Genomic DNA, 19,526 nt, shown 5'->3' on the forward strand with positions numbered 1-19,526 from the left:
GTATGCGAATTACATGTGGTGCATTGCTGTCAATTGCCGTGGCTCGTTTACTGCGACCAGCGAAGCGACAGCATCGATCAGGCTTCAGTTGTCAGCTCTCACCATTGGTAATGACTTTCCGGCTTCTGATCCGGATGGCCTTGTCCACCGGTTCGATGGCCACGATGCCGTCGCCCGATTGGCCGGTGTGCGCCGAATCGACGATCAGGTCGGCAATCTCCGCAGCGCGCGAGGTGAAGATTTCCAGGCGCGCGTAGTGGTGCGTCCAGTCGTCACGGAAGTAATTGCGGTAGGCGCCGAAGCCGCGTACGCGGCTGATGGTCAGTCCGCTGACGCCGGCGTTTCTGAGCGCTTCTTCTACCGGCTCCAGAGCGCTGACGCGAATGATGGCTTCGATCTTTCGCATGGGCATCGGTCAGTCCCGCTCGATGGCTTCGTAGTGATTGAACACCGAGGTGGCGCCGTCGTCATCGAAGCGGATCACATCAAAGGCCATGCGCCGGCCGTCGTATTCCATGCCGGGCGAGCCCATCGGCATGCCGGGTACGCTCAGGCCCCGGGCGTCGGGCTGTTCGGCGAGCAGGCGCTTGACGTCTTCGGCCGGCACATGGCCTTCGATGACGTAGTCACCGATCACGGCTGTGTGGCAGGAGGGTAGATCGCGCGGCACGCCAAGCTCGCGCTTGACGCTGCTCATGTCCTGCGTCGGTACCTCTTCGACCGTGAAGCCGTTGGCGCGCATGTGCTCGGTCCACTTGCCGCAGCAGCCGCAGTTGGGGTCGTGGTAGACCGTCATCTCCTTTGTCATCGATGCCGAATCGGCCGATGCATCGCTGCCCGGTGTTTGGGCCTGGCAGGCGGAGATCAGAAAGGCGCCGGCAATCAGCGCGCCGGTGAAAAGAATGCGATTAATGGTCATGGTCGTTGTCTCCTTCGGTATGGGATTGGGGGTTCTGTTTTTCGTCGGTCTCGGCCTCGGTGTTCTCGCCGGCCGAAAATGGCTGCGAGCTCCAGGCAATCTGGCTGATTCGCCAGCCGTCTTCGGTCTCGATCAGAGTGGCGAATTCGGTGCTTTCCAGGTCGATGGTTCGGTCGCTGACCTGTCCGCTGAAGCGCGAGCGGGTCTCGACCGTGGCCTGGCCGTCGGCGAGCTGGATATCGCGCGAGAGCGGCTCGATCTCGATCTGTGCGAGAAAGGCCATGTCCTTTTCGAGATGGCCCGCAGCGTACTGATCGATTGACTCGACATGCCCGCCTTCGACAATCGTGGCCTGCGGATGGAGCCAGGCCAGTGCGGCTTCGCCGCGACCTTCGATCAGCGCCTGGGTGAAGCCCTCGATGGCCTGCTGCGGCGTCTCGGCCGTCACGTCGTGATCGGGGCCGGACTTGCTGGTGGACGCGGTCTGGTCATGAGAATGACCGTCATCGCCATCGTGTTTATGAACGGCGTCTTTGGTCAGGTCCAGATATTCCTCGCTGTTCATGTCCGGCAGCGCCTGGACGAAGGCGACCGTGTCCCAGTTTTCTTCATCACTGTGGTCGAGATGACTGGGCATGGCGGTCATCTTCAGGCCGTGCTTGATGGTCCAGAACGCGGCCCGCGGTTCGAGCCGCTTGCGGTACAGTGCCGGTGGGGCGGGCTCGAAGGCATCGGCCGGCTCCTGGCCGGGCTTGCCGTGACAGCCGGCGCACATCGAATCGTAGTGAGCTGCGCCGGCGGCGATGCGCTCGGGCGAATCGAGATCGGTGGGCAGTTTCAGCTCCGATGAGCGCACGGCAACCGACCGCTCCCGGGTGGTCTCGAGCAGCCAGGCGACCGGTGCGCTGTGGCCGGAGCCCACGGCCACCGGATACAGGCCGCTCCAGACATAGACAAATACGCCCAGGGCTCCCAGAATGGCGATGGCAACAAGGGTCTTGAAGACGGTGGCAATGCTTTTCATGGTTCCTTCTCCTTGGATGAAGCCTCCCCGATACTACGCCGATCGCACGGCGATCGATTTCCACAGGTAGTAGATCACCGGCACCACCAGCAGGGTCAGTACGGTGACGCTGACCATGCCGCCGACCATGGGCGCGGCAATGCGGCGCATGATCGCCGAGCCGGTGCCGTGTCCGAGCATGATTGGCAAAAGCCCGGCGATGATCACGGCGACCGTCATCATGATCGGCCGCACGCGCAGCAGGGCGCCGCTGGTGATCGCCTGCCTGATGTCGTCTTTGCGGATCGATTGTCCCTGCTCGATCATCTCGTCGCGCTTTCGCGCCAGGGCCTGATCCAGATAGACGATCATCAGCACGCCGATTTCCACGGCCACGCCGGCCAGGGCGATCATGCCGGCGCCGACGGCCACCGACATGTTGTAGCCGAGCAGGTAAAGCAGCCAGTAGCTGCCGACCAGCGACAGCGGCAGGGTGCCCAGAATGATCAGAACGGAAACTGGATTGCGGAAGTTCATGAACAGCAGCAGGATGATGATGCCGACCGCCGCCGGCACCACCAGCTTGAGCCGGTCGGCGGCGCGCTGCATGAACTCGTACTGGCCCGACCAGCCCAGCGAATAGCCGGGCGGCAGGTCGATGTGCTGGGCTACCGCTTCCTTCGCGCGCTGTACGTAGCCGCCGAGATCCGGGTCGTTGACGTCGATGTAGATCCAGCCGTTGAGGCGCGCGTTCTCGGTGCGAATCACGCCCGGACCGGTCTCGACGGCGAGACTGGCGACGGCCGACAGGGGGATCTGCTCGCCGCGCGGCGTGACGATGGTCAGATCACGCAGGTCCTCGACCGACTCGCGCTTGTGGCGCGGGTAGCGGATGTTGATGGGATAGCGCTCCAGCCCTTCGACGCTCTGGCTGATGGTCATGCCGCCTACGGCCGAGCGCACGATCTCGTGCACGTCGCCGATGTTGAGCCCGAAGCGCGCCGCCTGCTCGCGCTTGACGTCGATGGTAACGTAGCGCCCGCCAGTGACGCGGTCGGCGTAGACGGAGGCCGTGCCTTCTACCTTCTCGATCACCCGCTCGATTTCCGTGCCAATCCGGTTGATGACCTCCAGATCGGGCCCCGCCACCTTGACGCCCACCGGCGTCTTGATACCGGTGGCCAGCATGTCGATGCGGTTCTTGATCGGCATGATCCAGGTATTGGTCAGGCTCGGGACCTGCACCAGCGCATCCAGCTCGGCCTTGAGCTTGTCCATGGTCATGCCGTCGCGCCATTCGGCGCGTGGCTTGAGCCGGATGGTGGTTTCGATCATGGTCAGCGGCGCCGGGTCGGTTGCGGTGTCGGCCCGCCCGGCCTTGGCATAAGCCGTCTCGACTTCCGGCACCGACATGATCAGGCGGTTGGTCTGGCCCAGGATTTCGGTCATCTTTCCGGCCGAAGCCGCCGGCCAGGCGCTGGGCATGTAGAGCAGGTCACCCTCGTCGAGCTCGGGCATGAACTCGTTTCCCAATCGGCTGTAGGGCAGCCAGGCGCTAGCCAGGATGGCCAGCGTGATGACCACGGTCAGAATCGGGAAGCGAAGCGCTGCGGCAAGAACCGGTCGATAGATCCAGGTCAGAAAGCGGTTGAGCGGGTTCTTGTATTCCGGCGTGATCCGGCCGCGAATCAGATAGCCCATCAGCACCGGCACCAGGGTGATCGCCAGACCGGCTGCCGCCGCCATGGCGTAGGTCTTGGTGAAGGCAAGCGGCTTGAACATGCGCCCTTCCTGGGCCTCGAGCGCGAAGATCGGCACGAAACTCAAGGCGATGATCAACAGCGCGAAGAACAGCGCCGGCCCGACCTCCACGGCGGCGTCGGCCAGCGCGTTCCAGCGGGCTTCGCCTTCCAGGTCATCGCCGTGCCTCTCGAGGTGCTTGTGGTAGTTCTCGATCATGACGATGGCGGCGTCCACCATCGCGCCGACGGCGATCGCGATGCCGCCCAGCGACATGATGTTGGCGTTGATGCCCTGAATGTTCATGATGATGAAGGCCGTGAGAATGCCCAGCGGCAGGCTGAGCACGATCACCAGCGACGAGCGGAAGTGGAACAGGAAGAGCAGGCATACCAGGGCGACGACGATGAACTCCTCGACGAGTTTTTCGGTGAGCGTATCCACGGCTCGGCTGATGAGCGAGGATCGATCGTAGGTCTCGACGATTTCGACGCCTTCGGGCAACCCTTTCTTGAGCTCTTCGAGCTTGTCTTTGACTCGCTCGATGGTGGCCATGGCGTTCTCTCCGAAGCGCATGACGATCACGCCGCCGACCGCCTCGCCCTGGCCGTTGAGTTCGCCGACGCCGCGCCTGAGCTCCGGCCCGAACTGGACGCGGGCGATGTCGCGGATGCGGATCGGCACGCCGTCGTCGGTCGTGCGCACCGGAATGGCCTCGAGATCCTCGAGCGAATCGACATAGCCGGTGGCGCGAATCATGTATTCGGCCTCGGCCATCTCGATGACGCGCCCGCCGGTTTCCATATTGCCGCTGCGGATCGCTTCGCTGACCTTCGATAAAGGAATGTTGTAGGCCCTGAGCTTGTCGGGATCGACCACCACCTGGTACTGGCGCACCATGCCGCCGATGGCGGCCACTTCGGAGACGCCTTCGACGGTTTGCAGTTCGAACTTCAGAAACCAGTCCTGCAGCGAGCGCAATTCGGCCAGGTCGTGCTCGCCGCTGCGGTCAACGAGTGCGTACTGATAGACCCAGCCGACGCCGGTGGCGTCCGGGCCGAGCGCCGGCCGGGCCTGTTGCGGCAGCGTGGGCGCAACCTGGCTCAAATACTCGAGCACGCGCGAGCGCGCCCAGTACAGATCGGTGTCGTCTTCGAAGATGACGTAGACGAAGGAGTCGTTAAAAAAGGAATACCCGCGCACCGTGGTTGCCCCGGGCACTGACAGCATCGCCGTGGTCAGCGGATAGGTGACCTGGTCCTCGACCACCTGGGGCGCCTGCCCCGGATAGGTGGTCTTGACGATGACCTGGACGTCCGACAGATCGGGGATCGCGTCCAGCGGCGTGCGCAGCATGGCGATGGTGCCCCAGGCGGCCAGCAGGGCGGCGAGCATCAGCACCAGGAAGCGGTTCCTGATCGACCAGCGGATGATGGCTCCGATCATTGCCGGCCTCCCGTGATGTCATCTTCGGCATCGATATGGTTCATGGCCTCGTGGTCGATTGCGTCCTCATCCATGCCTTCCTGATCCATGTCCCCGTGGTTCATGTCTTCATGGTTCATGGTCTCTTCATCCATGCCCTCGTGATCCATGTCCCCGTGATCCATGTCATGCTCCATTCCGCCGTGATCATCGCTTTCGCCGATCATGCGAAGGAGACCCGCATCGACGCTGGCTTCCGAATCGAGCAGGAACTGTCCGGATACGACGATTTGCTCGCCTTCATCGAGCCCGGCGGCAATCTCGGTCATGCCGTCGACCTCCAGCCCGGTCTCGACTTCGGCCGGACGAAAGTGGCCGTCGCCGAGCGCCAGGATCACGCGCTTGCCGTCGCCTGTGCGGATGATCGACTGCGCTGGAACGACCAGCGCCTGTCGGTGCGGATCGGCGGCGATTTCGACGCTGGCGTACATGTTGGGCTTGAGCGCCAGATCAGGATTGTCGAAGGCCAGGCGCACGCGACCGGTGCGGGTCTCGGCGCGCATGGTCGGATAGACATAGTCGACTTCGCCGTTCCACTGGCGATCGGCGGCGGAGAAGGGCAGGGTCATGGTCGCCGCCTGTCCGGCCTCGACCCAGCCGACCTGGCCCTCGAACAGGTCGACTTCCACCCACACCCCGGTCAGATCGGCAACGCTGATGATGGTGTCGCCGGGCTGCACGTACATGCCCTGGCGAACGTTGAGTTCGATCACGTAGCCGTCCCTGGGCGCCTGCACCGTGAATCGCCGCGTCGAGCTGCCGCGCTGGCCAAGCGCCTCGATCTGCTTGTCGCTCATCCCTAGGGCGACGAGCCGGATGCGCGAGGCGCGCAGCAGCGACTGGTTGCCCATGCGTGTGGCCTGCAGGTATTCCTCCTGGGCGCTGACCAGCGCCGGCGAGTAGATTTCGAACAGGGGGTCTCCGGCGCTGACGCGATCGCCCTGTGTCTTGATATGCAGTTCCTCGATCCAGCCTTCGGTGCGCACGTGCACGTGCGAAATACGCCCGCCATCGGCTGTCACCCGGCCGACGGCTTCGATGTCGCGATTGATGTCGCGCCGCTCGACCGGCGCGGTTTTGACCCCGATGTTATTGATGACCGCCGGATTGATCCGGATCGAAGGCCCGCTGTCAGCGGCCTGTCCGGTCTCGTCGGCGTAGACCGGCACCAGGTCCATGCCCATCGGCGACTTGCCCGGCTCGTCGCGGCGGTAGTTGGCGTCCATGGGCGCGACCCAGTAGAGGATTTCGCGCTCGGATTCTCCGGTCTGCTGCGAATCGCCTCCCGGCTGACCACCAAGGAACCAGGCGCCCAGGAACCCGGCCGTGGCGGCCAGCGCAGCGATGATGATGACTTGTACCTTGTTCATGATTGTTCTCCCGCCAGGTAGACGATGCGCGCCCAGGCCTGGCCGGCCCGGGCCGCCAGTTCGGCTCGCTTGATCCGCGTATCCAAAGCCGCAAGCTGGCTGCGGATAAGCTCGGCGAAATCGGTCTGGCCGTTGGCGTAGGTGGTGATCGACGCCTCGACGGTCTCATCGGCGCGCTGCCCGACGACCTGCTCGTAGAGCGCCTGGCGCTCTCGGTAGCGGCGCCAGTCGGCCAGGGCCTGGTCAAGCTGTTGTCTCAGATTGCGCAGCACCGCATCGCGCTCGAACTGCGCTGCGCGGCTGCGTTGGGTGGCCGCCTGATGGCGCTTGTCCTGGCGCTTGTTGGTAAACAGCGGCACCGACAGGCTCACGCCGATGCTGGCCAGATCCGGGCGGTCGAACCGCAAGCCATAGCCGGCCTCGACGGACCATTTCGGCTTGTAGGCCTGTTGCGCCAGCTCGATGCCTGCATCTGCGGCCTCGATCATGGCCTGGCGTGCGCGCACGGCCGGGTGGTCGACCAGGCGCTGCTCCAGCGCCTGGAGTTCCGTTGAATCGAGCGTGAACTCGGGTATGGATTCCGGCACCGGGCGGAAGGCTTCGCTGCCGATATAGCGTGCCAGTGCGGCCCGGGCCTGGTCGGCCATGCGGCGGTGTTCGGCGATGCGGTCGTCGAGCAACGACAGCTCGAGCTCCGAGCGCAGCAGGCTCTGCGCATTCAGCCTGCCGGTGGCAAAGCGCGACTGCAGCGACTCGATCTGCTGCTCGATTCGGTTGCGGCTTTGTTCAAGAATGCCAACGGCGCGCTGCTGCCAGGTAAACTCAAGCCAGGCTTGCCGAGTGTCGAGAGCGATTTGTCGCAGGGCCTCTTCGCTGCGGGCCCGCTGGGCTTCGGCTTCGGCGCTGCGTTGCCGACCTTGAACCGCCAGCGTTCGACCAGCGGGAAATTCCTGGCGCAGCCCCAGGCGCAGGGGCTGGGTCATGCCGTCACGATCCAGGCTGAAACTGTCGGTCGGGACGCCGGCCACCTGGGCGGTGATCATCGGATCGGGCAATTGGGCGTCAGCTACGGCCTGGTTGTCGAGCGCCCGGGCGCGAGCGGCGAACCGCACCGCCTCGGGGTCGGATGCTGCTGTGGCCATGGCAACGGCTTGCTCCATGGTCAGCACCGTTGTGGTCGGGGCCGTTTCCGGCGGTTGCTGGTTTGCAGAATCGTCGGCCAGGGCCGCTGTTGCGGGCAGCAGCAGTACGGCGAGCAGGCACAGCCACGGCCATGGACGACGGCCGGCGCTTCGCGCGCGGCGGGATATGCCATCGGGCATGATGAACCTCGTTGTGTCGTTTACGAAACTTCACGGGAAAGCGCGGCCGGCGACAGTCTGGTCGCAGGCGATCAGCTTTCCAGAAAACGGACGAGCTTGAGGTTCAGGCCCGGGGCGGGCGCTTCGGCGGGCTGGAGAGGTTGTGCGGGGACGGTGTGGTGAATGCGACCGGCGGGCAGGTGGCTGACGGCCAGACGCTTGAGTGCGCGCGCACGGGTACGGCCAGGCCGGCCGCCAGGCACAGATGATTGCAGGAGGCGTTGTCGCAGTCGTCGCTGTCGGCGCAGTGATCGCTGCCGGCTGCGAGAGTGAGCGCATTGGCGACGTCCTGGCCCGGCGTGTGGTGGCATGGGCCGACTTCGCCGTCATGCGCTTGCGTCGCGACATTCATCGACATCGCTGTTTCACTCATCGCCCAACCCGACAGCCCGCCGCCAACAAGAGCGAGAGCCAGCAGCGAGCGCAGGGCGATGGCGAGGAAAAATTTCACGGCAGCGATTCTAGCAGCAAATCAATGGCGACGCATTCATGCACATGGATGTGAGACCCTGGCTACCGCTTCGAGGTTCCCGCAGATGGCCTTCGATCGACCTCAGTGCCCGACAAGCTGGCGGTAGATGGCCGGCAGGGCGCGGCTGAGGGCGGCGGCGCGCGGCACGATGGCGTAGCCGGCGCGGCCGAAGATCAGCGGAAAGTACTGGCGGGCACGGGTGTCGATGGTGACGCCGAAGACGGTCAGACCCTTCTGGCGCGCAGCGCGCACGGCCATGCGGGTGTCCTCTATGGCCCAGCGACCTTCATAGTGGTCGGTATCGTTGGGCTTGCCGTCGGTGAGCACCAGCAGCAGGCGATGGCTGTTGTCGCGTTCGGCCAGTTCGTCGGTGACGTGGCGAATGGCCGCGCCCATACGGGTGTAGCGACCGGGTTCTAGCGCGGCGATGCGGCGCTCGACCTTCGGGCCCATGTCCTCGGAAAAGTCTTTCAGCGGGGTGATTTCCACCCGCTTGCGCCGATGCGAGCTGAAGGTGTGGATGGCCAGTTCGTCACCGCAGGCATCAATGCCGTGGGCGAGCACCAGCAGCGCTTCCTTTTCGATGTCGAGTACGCGCCGGTCGTCCATCCAGGCGTCGGTCGACAGCGAAGTATCGACCAGCAGGCTGACGGCCAGATCGCGGGACAAATCACGCCAGGCGGTGTAGACGCGGTCGCTGCCGGAGTGGCCGGCGGCAATTTCTGCCTGGCGACGGACCAGCGCATCCATGTCGAACTCGTCGCCGTCGAGCTGGCCGCGCAGCATTTCGCGCTTGGGGCGAAGGGCCTCGAACTGGCGGCGAACGCGCCCGATTCGCCTGCGCATGTCGGCGTCGGGGTGCCAGTCGGGATCCTTCGTTTTCGGCGTGATGACCTGGACGGCGCAGTAGTCGGGCATCAGACTGCGGCGGCGGTAGTGCCATTCCGGCAAGGTCCGTTCGGCCAGCAGGCGGCCTTCGGCGACCGACTCCGGGGCGATTTCGAGCTGCATCTTCAGCCGGGTGGCGGCCTTGCGGCGGTGTTTGCTGATGGTCAGCTCTTCGAGCTCGTGGGCCGCCTTGCGCGCGTCTTCCTCGTCATCGTCGTCGACCGCGCGGTTGACGTTGACCATTTCCGCCCAGGAGATGAGTTTCTCGAAGGGGTTGAGCATCAGCGGGTCGTCGCGTTCGCTCTGGTCGAGGCGGCGTCGGCGGGCGCGGAACTTCTTTTCGCCGAGTTCCTTGCCGTCGCCGCCGGGTTCTTCGTCGTCCTCGTCCGGTTTCTGTTCATCGTCCGCCGTCGCCGGGCGGGCGCGCTCGGCCTGCGGCCACAGCGGTACCGGCAGGGGCGGGCGGTAACCTGACGGCGCGTTGAATTGCGCGATCGCTGCTGGCTGTTCGGTCACCGCCCGATGCATGCTCGCGGCCAGCGGATCGAGCGGACGGGCATCGTCGAGCAGGTGGCAGATGAGCTGTTCGACGGCCTGCTCGTGTTCGGGCAGGCGGCGGGCAGGCCGCAGTGCCAGCAGCTCGGCGCTCAGGCGCGCGTACGGGGCGCGCCAGCCGGGCAGCTCGTCGAGCAGCGCGCGGGTGGTGGCCGTGGCCTCGGCGATCTCGAGCAGGTCGCGCTGGAGCGGGTCGCTTGTTGTGGCAACCAGGCGGCTGTGCGCCAGGAAGGCCGTCTGCCAGAAGTAGAGCCGGCGGTTGTCTTCCTGCCGGGGATAGAGTGCCTGCACAGCCGGCAGGATCACGTGCTCGCCGTCGAAACGGGCCAGTTCCATGGGCTCGCGCGTCAGGCCCAGGCGCTGGCGCCAGCTCAGGCGGTGGTCCTGCTCGGCGCTGCGCGCGGTGGTCAGCTCGATGCCGGCACCACCGCCCAGCGCCCGGAAGTAGATTGCCAGCACGTCGCGCAGCGCGTCGAAGGCCACGGCGTCGTCGTCGTGTAGAGGATAGCTGACCGCGCCCGCTGCCCAGCCGTGCCACCAGCGGCCGGCGATTTCCTCGAATTCATACCAGGCGGTCATGGCGGCCGCATCAGAAGCTGTGGGCGAGCAGTTCCTCGAGCGCGGCGATCACGTCCTCGTCGTCGCTGAGCGGCTGGATGAGCGTGGCGCGTGCAGCCGTCTCCAGGGCCATGCCGCCGGCAATCAGGCTGGCGCAGTAGACCAGCAGGCGGGTCGAGACGCCTTCTTCCAGGTCCTGGCCCTTGAGCTCGCGGATCTGGCGGGCAAGATTGATCAGGCCGGCGCACAGATCCTTCGACAGGCCGCTTTCGTTGGCCACGATCTCGATTTCGACCTCCGGCGGCGGGAAATCGAAGTTGAGCGCGGCAAAGCGCTGGCGCGTGCTCGGCTTGAGACTTTTGAGCAGGTGCTGATAACCGGGATTGTAAGAGGCTACAAGCATGAAACCTGGCGGCGCCTGCAGCTCCTCGCCGGTGCGCTCCAGCGGCAGAATGCGGCGGTCGTCGGTCAGCGGGTGCAAGACGACGGTGACGTCCTTGCGCGCCTCGACTACCTCGTCGAGATAGCAGATACCGCCCTCGCGCACTGCGCGCGTGAGCGGGCCATCAACCCATTTCGTCTCACCGCCGGAGAGCAGATAGCGGCCGGTCAGATCAGCGGCAGTCAGGTCGTCGTGACAGGCGATGGTGTACAGCGGCCGCCCGAGACGAGCGGCCATGTGGGCCACGAAGCGGGTCTTGCCGCAACCTGTCGGCCCCTTGAGCAGCAGTGGCAGGCGGTGTTTGTAGGCCGCCTCAAAAAATGCGCACTCGCCAGCCGTCTCGCGGTACCAGGGCGCATGCTCGGGGGCTTGCCTGGCAGTGGCGACATTACTCATTGGCAACGTCGACATCGGCGGCAATGTGCGGCGCGCCGCGTGGCACTTGTTCGCGCGCGGGTCCCAGGATGGCCCACAGGTAGAGCAGGGCGCCGAGGACCACGACCACGCCGGAGGCAAAGCGCATGACATAGAAGATCGTGATCTGATCCTGGGTTGTCATGTAATTCTCGCCCATGACGCGCTGCAGATGCGTTTGCACCACGCCGGCAAAAGTCAGCGTGAAGGTCATGAAGGACATGCCGGCGGTCATCAGCCAGAAGCTCCACATGTTGACAATCTGGTTGTAGGGCCGCTTGCCGCGCAGGTGCGGCATGGCATAGGCGATGATGGCCAGGTTGACCATGACATAGGCGCCGTAGAATGCCAGGTGGCCGTGGGCGGCGGTGATCTGCGTGCCGTGGCTGTAGTAGTTGACCCAGGACATGTTGTGCATCAGCCCCCACACGCCGGCGCCGAAGAAGGCCATCACGGCACAGCCGAGCGTCCACAGGATGGCTGACTTGTTGGGGTGGTTGCGGCTGCCGCGCCAGAACATGTAGAAGGCAAAAGCCACCATGGCAAATAGCGGCACCACCTCAAGCGCCCCGAAGATGTTGCCGATGGGTTGCCAGTAGGCGGGCGTGCCGATCCAGAAATAATGGTGGCCTGTGCCCAGCAGGCCGGCAAACAGCACCAGGCCGACGATGACGTAGAGCCATTTTTCAATGATCTCGCGGTCCACGCCGGTCATCTTGATGAGCAGGTAGGCCAACAGCGAGGCCAGGATAAGGCCCCACACGCCTTCGACCCAGATATGGACGATGTACCACCAATAGAGCTTGTCCAGCGACAGGTTGGCCGGGTTGTAGAAGGCGAACAGCCAGAAGATGGCAGCCAGCGAGAGGCCAGCAAGCAGGATCGTGGAAATGGCAGTGCGCCGGCCGGGCAGCAGGGTGCGCCAGCAGTTATAGAGGAACATCAGAAAGGCGATGGTGATCAGCACCTTGATCCAGGTCGGCTGCTCAAGAAATTCGCGTCCTTCGTGGATTCCGAACTGGTAGCCGATCAGCGCGGCGGCGCCGGCGAAAACGAATAGCGCGAGCTGGAGATAGGCAATCATTGGGCTGTGCAGTTCGCTTTCAGCCTCTTCTGGCAGCAGATAGTAGGTTGCGCCGAAGAAGCCGATCAGCAGCCATACAATCAGCAGGCTGGTGTGGCTCATGCGGATGATATGGAAGGGCATGGCTTCGGCCATGAACTCCGGCCACACGTAAACTGCCCCGGCCATGAGCCCGAAGGTCACCTGGGCGGCAAACAGAATCAGCGCGGTGATAAAGAAAGGGTAGGCGACTTTTTGCGTCTGAAATTTCATTCTTGCTTGTCTCCCTGGTTATCCCGAAATCGTCGGTGGCCAGCCCTGGGTGTCGATCTCGCTGGTCCAGCGGAAGAAATCGACCAGCGCATCGAGCTCGTCATCACTGAGGTGGTCGTAGGAGGGCATCTGGCGACGCCCCGGCACGCCCAGTGGCTGCAGGCGGATCCAGGACTTGATGCCCTGACGCGCTGCCTCGGGATTATCGGCGCCGCCGTAGCGCAGCCAGACATTGCCCAGCTCGGGCGCGAAGTAGGCACCCTCGCCGAGCAGACTGTGGCAGTTGATGCACGATTGCTTCTCCCAAACGTGCTTGCCCTGCTTGACGGATTCGGTCAGACCTTCATGGTTGGTGGATTCGTTGACGATATAGCTGTGGCTGTGCATCGTCAGGCCGACGAATATGATGAAAAAGATGATGGAGCCGCCCAGAAAGATGTTGCGTGCGGCGTTGCGGCTAAGACCCTCGATCATTGGACCCTCCTCAAGCTCGAACAAGCTAAATTACCATTTATCATGCATCAATTCCACAGCTGCGCGACGGTTGTCCGCAAGATGAATACGCGGGCGGCGTCAAGCTTGCGCAAGCAGCCCCTGGTATTCGGAATGGCGCTGGATCCAGCGGGCCACGTAGGGGCAGCGCGGCCGGATCTTCAGTCCCTGGCCATCGGCCCAGTCGAGCGCATGTCGGGTCAGCCTGCCGGCAATGCCGCGCCCGCCAACCGCATCGGGTACGCGCACATGATCCATGCTGACGACCCGGCCATTTTCTTCAAGCGAGAACTCGAGTACGCAGCGTTGGCCATCGACGACGGTTTCGAAGGTGCCAGCCTCTGGGTCGAGATGAATTTCCGAATCGTTCATGGCGGTGATCCTGTCAGTAGAGAAAACGGGTGCGGATGGTTTCGGGAATGGCCTCCAGGGCACGGATGATACCGGTCGCATCATGGGTTTCGGCGTCCATCACGACGTAGCCCAGGTCCGGCAGGGTGCGCAGATACTGGGCGGCGAGGTTGACATCGGCCCGGGAAAACACCGAGTTGATTGCCTGCAGCACCCCGGGCTCGTTGCGGTGAATATGGAGAATGCGCCTGGCGGTGTCATGGTCGGGCAGGGCGACCTCCGGAAAGTTGACCGCGCCCATGGTCGAGCCGTTGTCGGAATAGCGCACCAGCTTGCCGGCCACATCAAGAGCGATGTTCTTCTGGGCTTCCCGGGTGGAGCCGCCAATATGTGGTGTCAGAAGAACCTTGTCCATCCCCTTGAGTTCGCTGACAAAAGGCTCGTCCGGGCCGGAAGGCTCGGCGGGGAACACATCAATGGCGGCGCCTGCAAGGTGATCGGATCGCAGCGCGTCCGACAGCGCCGCGATGTCGACCACCTTGCCGCGCGAGGCGTTGATCAGATGGCTGCCGGCGCGCATTGTGGCCAGCTCGCGCTCGCCGATCATGCCGCGGGTCTGCTCGGTGTCGGGCACGTGCAGGCTGACGATGTCGGCCGTTTGCAAAACCTCGCTCAGGCCGCTGGTCTGGCGGGCATTGCCCAGCGGTAGCTTGTCGACGATGTCGTGGAAGATCACGTTCATGCCCAGGCCTTCGGCGAGAATGCCGAGCTGTGAGCCGATATGGCCAAAACCGACGATGCCCAGCGTCTTGCCGCGCACTTCGTGCGAGCCGCGAGCGGTCTTGAGCCATTCACCGCGATGGGCGGCCATGTTCTTCTCGGGAATGCCGCGCATGAGCATGATGATTTCAGCCAGCACCAGCTCGGCTACCGAGCGGGTGTTGGCGTAAGGCGCATTGAACACCGGGATACCGCGACGTCGGGCCGCGGCCAGGTCGACCTGATCGGTGCCGATGCAGAAACAGCCGATGGCGGTGAGCTTGTCGGCGCGATCGAGCAGCTCCTCGGTGACCTGTGTGCGCGAGCGAATGCCCAGAAAGTGGACGCCGGCGAGAGCGTCGGCCAGGCGGTCGGGCGGCATGGCGGCATCTTCGACCTGTAGCTGTTCGTAGCCGGCGGCGCGAATGCTCTCGACCGCCCGCTCGTGGACGCCCTCGAGCAGCAGGAAGCGGATCTTGTTTTTCGGCAGGGAGTGCTTGGGTGGCATATTCGTGATTCGATTGCAGGGGTAAAACAGCGATAATAACGCCATGAGTCTATTTGATCCGATCGAATCCCTGTCCGACTCCGAATCGCTGGCCCATTACGGCAGTGACTGGACCCGGTTCTGGCCCGCGCAGCCAGAAGCCGTGGTGTTTCCGCGCAGCACCGAAGAGGTGGTCGAGCTGATTGGCATTGCACGTCGCAAGCGCCTGAAGCTGGTGCCCAGTGGTGGGCGCACGGGCCTTTCCGGCGGCGCTGTGGCTGCTCGGGGCGAAGTGGTGGTTTCGCTCGAGAAAATGCGCCAGCTCATCGACATCGATCCGACCGAGCCGAGCCTGTCTGCTCAGGCCGGCATGCCGGTCGGTGAACTGCAGCGTCGCGCGCTTGAAGCGGGGTTGTGCTATCCAGTCGACTGGGCGGCGGCCGATTCGAGCCAGCTCGGCGGCTCGATCGCCACCAACGCCGGCGGAATTCGCGTGCTCCGATACGGCATGACGCGCGACTGGGTGCGGGGGTTGACCGTGGTTACCGGCACCGGCGAGGTGCTGCATCTCAATCGCGGCCTGGTCAAGAACAACACCGGCTTTGATCTGCGCCACTTGATGATCGGTTCCGAAGGCGCGCTGGGCATCATCACCGAGGCAACCATGGCGCTGACGCAGCCGCCTGTCGAACAATCCGTGTTGCTGGTCGGTTTTACCGGCCTGGCTGCCATCATGCCGTCTTTCGCCGAATTTCGTGCCGGGCTGACCCTGTCGGCATTCGAGTTTTTTGACCGGCGTTCGCTCGACTACGTTGCCGAGACAACCGGCGAGACGTTTCCGCTCGACGGCGAGTGCCCGTATTACGCCGTGGTTGAATTCGACGACCCCGGACAGGCCAGCCAGCAGCGGGCGCTCGAGCTGTTCGAGCGCCTTGCAGAGAGCGGGCACGTTGCCGACGGGACCATCAGCCAGTCGCTGACCCAGGCGGAAGAGCTGTGGCGCTGGCGTGAGGCGATCAGCGAATCGATCAGCGCGCACACGCCCTACAAGAACGACTTGTCGGTGCGCATCCCGCGGGTACCGGAGTTTCTCGCATCACTGCACCAGCTGGTGGCTGAGCACTACCCTGAATTCGAAGTCGTCTGGTTCGGCCACATCGGCGACGGCAACCTGCACATGAATGTGCTGAAGCCGTCGGACTGGTCGGTCGAGGACTTCCGCGTCGCCGTCCGTCGCTTGAGTCCACGTGTATTCGATCTGGTGCAAGAGTTTGACGGCAGCGTCTCGGCCGAACACGGCGTCGGCCTGCTCAAACGCGATGACCTGCACTACAGCCGCTCACAAGCCGAGATCGAACTGATGCGTCAAATCAAGGCGACTTTCGACCCCGACGGCATCCTCAACCCCGGCAAGGTCTTGTGAAAGCCGAAACCCCGTAACCGCAAAGTCGCGAAGAGCGTCAAGGAAAGGAAGTTCTGGAAACATGGCATGGGCTTGTTTGATCCGCCTTGACGCTTGATGAGCTGCGGACTATGGTTCACTAACGGTCGCGAGACCGTTGGTAAGTTGCATAGCGCGTTGGAAAGGGGCTGAGTGGGTAAGCGGGCCTTGAGCGGCCGCTGGTCTGAGGGGGATGCATGAGTCCATGCGACTGTTCAATTGCCCCTGACCGAAAGGCGGCATGCACAGCTCTTGCATGCAAACAATCCTGTCTGCATTCAGTATCCGTCGATTCCCGCGATTGCCGGGACGATGCTCACAGCGCGCCGAAGGGTGAACATCACGCACCCGGAATGAGCTCCGGGGCGAACGGGTTCATGTTGTTTTCGAATGAGGATGAATGGGAGCATGGAAATGGGGATGAGATCCTTTTTTGCATCATGTTGATGCTGATTGTGACGCAAGCCGCGAGCGCGCAAATCCAGCCCGCGCATACCGCCTTGTGGAAGAACGACAGCCGAACCGGTGAGGGCTGGCTGCTGGAAGTCCTGAATGAAGAACTGGCGGTGCTGTACTGGTTTACCTATGACGACGAAGGGAACCAGCGCTGGCTGATGGATGTCGGCAGTATTTCCGGCGACACCATCACGTTTTCGGAGCTCCTGGTCACCCGGGGCGGACATCTTGGGGCCACCGATGCGGAGGAGGTGGAATCGCGAGTGGTCGGACATGCGGTCATGACCTTTGATGACTGTGAGTCCGGCACGGTTGAATACTCTGCTTTCGGCCAGAGTGAATCCATCGACATCACTCCGCTGACGATCACCAGCGGTGCCCCTTGCGGGGATTCCGGGAGCAGCCCATCCGATCCGAACGCGGCGCTTACTGGAAGCTGGTATGACCCCAAGCACAGTGGAGAAGGGTTCATCGTGCAATGGATGAGCCGTGGTCAAGCCCTGCTGATCTGGTTCACTTATGACAGTGAAGGCGGCCAGAAGTGGATCCTTGGAACCGGGGAGGCCGACGATGGTTACCTTGAATTCAGGGGTCTGAATGTTACCTACGGCGCTCGTTTCGGGCGGGAGTTCAACCAGGACGACGTTGTCCAGGAGCTCTGGGGAGACCTGAGGCTATTGCTCAATCCCACCACCGGCGGCCGGGCAGAGTACTTCCCCCTGGGTGAACAGTACGGTGCGGGAGAAATGGCGCTGGTGTCATTGACCGAGCCGGACTGGGTCGGCTCCTGGTGGCGACCACCGGTCACTCGAGGCACCGAAGCCTTCGATATCACGGCATTTTCGGTCCGCGGCAACCGCGGCACCGTGCTGGATACATCTGCGTCAGGAAAGTTCTACCTGGACTGGACGACCAATGATGGCGCCGGCCTCATTTCGCCCATGTACCACATCGAGGCCTGGTTGGTCAGCGGCGGAGGAGAGAACGTCTGGCAGAAGCGAAAAATTCTGGGGCGCAACTGTCCGATTTATGTTTTTGACTCTGGCTGTGACTTCGGGAATAACAGCTTTCCCTGTCGGTTCGTGCACGATGGTGAAAGAGTAAGTGTGCGGTGCCCCCCCAGTGACGATTTCCAGGACACCAGGGTTGACGGCTTTTTTGACGATTCCATCGGATTGCCGGGGCAGTACTTCATCCAGGTCGAGGCTTGTGGTTACGTACTGGATGCTGATACTTCTTATATCCCTGATGAAGTGTGCGGCAGCCGATCAGCCCCCGTGTGGATCGAGTGAGTAGCCCTGACCGGTGAGCTCTCGTCCATTGGGCCGGCGCCAAAAGCAGGCCGGCCCAATGGGCGGGCTTGTCACACTACGGTGCGTTTGTCGCTCTGCGGGCGGAACTCCTGCCCGTTTCTGGTCGGCAGGCTGACGAGATAAATGGCCAGCAGCGAGAAAACGAAGCCCGGGATGATTTCGTACACGCCGCCGAGCCCGAAGAAGTCCTGATTCCAGCCCGCAGCAATCCAGACAATGACGGTGGCGGCGCCAACGGCCAGCCCGGCCACCGCGCCGGTACCCGACATGCGTGACCAGGTAAGCGAGAGCAGGATCATCGGCCCGAAGGCGGCGCCGAATCCGGCCCAGGCGTGGCTGACCAGCCCGAGAACCTGTGAGTTGGGGTCGCGGGCGATGAACGCGGCCACCAGCCCGACCAGCACCACGCACACGCGGTTGACTGTCACCGTTTCGCGCTCGGTGGCTTCCTTGCGCAGAAACAGGCGGTAGAAGTCCTCGGTCAGTGAGGACGATGCCACCAGCAGCTGGCTGGAAATGGTGCTCATCACCGCGGCCAGCAGGGCGGCATACAGAAACCCGGTGATGAGCGGATGGAACAGCAGGTTGGCCAGCACGATGAAGATCGTTTCCGGGTCACCGATATCCAGGCCGTTGCGGATGGCATAGGCGCGGCCGAAAATGGCCATGGCAATGGCGCCGGTCAGGGAAACGAACATCCACGACATGCCGATATTGCGCGCCGTGGCGACTTCCCTGACGGAGCGCACCGCCATGAAGCGCACGATGATGTGCGGCTGGCCGAAATAGCCCAGGCCCCAGGCCACCGCCGACAGCCAGGCGATGAAGCCCAGGCCGTGTGTCCAGGTGAGATAACCTTCGGCGATGGCAGGATCTGACAATGTTTCCGTTGCCTGCGAGAGTCCGCCGCCACCTTCGCCATAAAGCACGACCAGCGGCATGACGATCAGCGCCAGCATCATGATGCAGCCCTGAACGAAGTCGGTCATGCTCACGGCAAGAAAGCCGCCCAGAGAGGTGTAGCCGAGCACGATGATGAGCGTCAGCCAGATGCCGATCTGATAATCGGTGAGCCCGCTGAATGAAAACACGTCGCTGAAGGCCATATCGAACAGCTTGCCGCCGGCGACCAGCCCCGAGGCGGTGTAGACCGCAAAGAAGATCACGATCACGATCGCCGAAAGTATCCGCAGCGACTGTGCCCGGGTCGGGAAGCGGCTGGAGAGGAACGCCGGAATGGTCAGGGCATTGTCATAGCGTCGGGTCTGCTCGCGCAGACGGGGAGCGACCACGATCCAGTTGATCAGCGCACCGCACCACAGGCCCACACCGATCCAGGCTTCGTGCAGGCCGGAGATGAAGATCGCACCGGGCAGGCCCAGCAGCAACCAGCCGCTCATGTCCGACGCGCCGGCCGACAGCGCGGCCACGGCCGGGTTCAGGTTACGGCCGGCCAGCAGATACTCTTCCGACGACGAGGTCGCCTGGCGCATGGCATAAAAGCCGATGCCGAGCATCAAGATAAAATAGAGTCCCAGGCTGATCCACACGCCGATATCCATGTTGCTCCCTCAAATATTGCGTCAGTTTTCACCTGATTCTGCAACAGAGTGACAGGCGAAAGCAATTCTGCTTGTGACATGGCCGGCAGATGATCAGGCTTCAACAACCTGGCCGGGTGCAC

16 protein-coding genes are annotated in these 19,526 nt (G+C 63.3%); 2 read left to right on the forward strand and 14 right to left on the reverse strand.

Features of this window, described 5'->3' with window-relative positions:
- Positions 1-91: 91 nt before the first annotated feature.
- From ACEWQZ_RS10715 to serA, 13 genes are all read right to left on the reverse strand, one after another.
- Positions 92-412, reverse strand: coding sequence for a P-II family nitrogen regulator (locus ACEWQZ_RS10715; RefSeq protein WP_476483075.1), 321 nt, complete (start codon positions 410-412; stop codon positions 92-94).
- A 3-nt stretch (positions 413-415) separates the two neighbouring features.
- Positions 416-919 (reverse strand): DUF411 domain-containing protein, encoded by a 504-nt coding sequence (locus ACEWQZ_RS10720; protein ID WP_476483076.1) that lies wholly within the window; start codon positions 917-919, stop codon positions 416-418.
- The gene (locus ACEWQZ_RS10725) at positions 909-1,943 is read right to left on the reverse strand and encodes a c-type cytochrome (protein WP_476483077.1); all 1,035 of its coding nucleotides are present in this window, start codon (positions 1,941-1,943) and stop codon (positions 909-911) included. Before ACEWQZ_RS10725 ends, ACEWQZ_RS10720 begins: the two co-directional genes overlap by 11 nt.
- Positions 1,944-1,976: 33 nt before the next feature.
- Positions 1,977-5,108: an efflux RND transporter permease subunit gene (locus ACEWQZ_RS10730; protein WP_476483078.1), complete on the reverse strand. Its 3,132-nt coding sequence runs from the start codon at positions 5,106-5,108 to the stop codon at positions 1,977-1,979.
- Positions 5,105-6,517, reverse strand: coding sequence for an efflux RND transporter periplasmic adaptor subunit (locus ACEWQZ_RS10735; protein WP_476483079.1), 1,413 nt, complete (start codon positions 6,515-6,517; stop codon positions 5,105-5,107). Before ACEWQZ_RS10735 ends, ACEWQZ_RS10730 begins: the two co-directional genes overlap by 4 nt.
- Complete coding sequence (locus tag ACEWQZ_RS10740; protein WP_476483080.1) at positions 6,514-7,839, reverse strand: TolC family protein; 1,326 nt, start codon at positions 7,837-7,839, stop codon at positions 6,514-6,516. Before ACEWQZ_RS10740 ends, ACEWQZ_RS10735 begins: the two co-directional genes overlap by 4 nt.
- 103 nt (positions 7,840-7,942) lie before the next feature.
- Complete coding sequence (locus ACEWQZ_RS10745; protein WP_476483081.1) at positions 7,943-8,329, reverse strand: hypothetical protein; 387 nt, start codon at positions 8,327-8,329, stop codon at positions 7,943-7,945.
- Between the two features lie 102 nt (positions 8,330-8,431).
- Positions 8,432-10,372, reverse strand: coding sequence for a nitric oxide reductase activation protein NorD (locus ACEWQZ_RS10750; RefSeq protein WP_476483082.1), 1,941 nt, complete (start codon positions 10,370-10,372; stop codon positions 8,432-8,434).
- A 10-nt stretch (positions 10,373-10,382) separates the two neighbouring features.
- Entirely contained in the window at positions 10,383-11,189 is an 807-nt protein-coding gene (locus tag ACEWQZ_RS10755; RefSeq protein WP_476483083.1) for an AAA family ATPase, read from the reverse strand.
- Positions 11,182-12,543, reverse strand: a complete 1,362-nt coding sequence (locus ACEWQZ_RS10760) for a cbb3-type cytochrome c oxidase subunit I (protein WP_476483084.1) — start codon at positions 12,541-12,543, stop codon at positions 11,182-11,184. The genes ACEWQZ_RS10755 and ACEWQZ_RS10760 overlap by 8 nt, the downstream gene beginning before the upstream one ends.
- Positions 12,544-12,561: 18 nt before the next feature.
- Positions 12,562-13,017, reverse strand: a complete 456-nt coding sequence (locus ACEWQZ_RS10765) for a c-type cytochrome (RefSeq protein WP_476483085.1) — start codon at positions 13,015-13,017, stop codon at positions 12,562-12,564.
- Between the two features lie 99 nt (positions 13,018-13,116).
- A complete protein-coding gene (locus tag ACEWQZ_RS10770; RefSeq protein WP_476483086.1) occupies positions 13,117-13,407 on the reverse strand; it encodes a GNAT family N-acetyltransferase in 291 nt (96 codons plus the stop codon).
- Between the two features lie 13 nt (positions 13,408-13,420).
- On the reverse strand, positions 13,421-14,653 hold the full coding sequence (gene serA / locus ACEWQZ_RS10775) for a phosphoglycerate dehydrogenase (protein ID WP_476483087.1): 1,233 nt from the start codon (positions 14,651-14,653) through the stop codon (positions 13,421-13,423).
- A 43-nt stretch (positions 14,654-14,696) separates the two neighbouring features.
- Here serA and ACEWQZ_RS10780 point away from each other — a divergent pair, with 43 nt between their 5' ends.
- On the forward strand, positions 14,697-16,055 hold the full coding sequence (locus ACEWQZ_RS10780; protein WP_476483088.1) for an FAD-binding oxidoreductase: 1,359 nt from the start codon (positions 14,697-14,699) through the stop codon (positions 16,053-16,055).
- Positions 16,056-16,450: 395 nt separating this feature from the next.
- Positions 16,451-17,821, forward strand: coding sequence for a hypothetical protein (locus ACEWQZ_RS10785; RefSeq protein ID WP_476483089.1), 1,371 nt, complete (start codon positions 16,451-16,453; stop codon positions 17,819-17,821).
- A gap of 71 nt (positions 17,822-17,892) precedes the next feature.
- Here the strand turns inward: ACEWQZ_RS10785 and putP are convergent, their stop codons facing one another.
- Positions 17,893-19,404 (reverse strand): sodium/proline symporter PutP, encoded by a 1,512-nt coding sequence (gene putP / locus ACEWQZ_RS10790; RefSeq protein ID WP_476483090.1) that lies wholly within the window; start codon positions 19,402-19,404, stop codon positions 17,893-17,895.
- Positions 19,405-19,526 lie beyond the last annotated feature (122 nt).

Source organism: Wenzhouxiangella sp. YN1 (assembly GCF_056324145.1).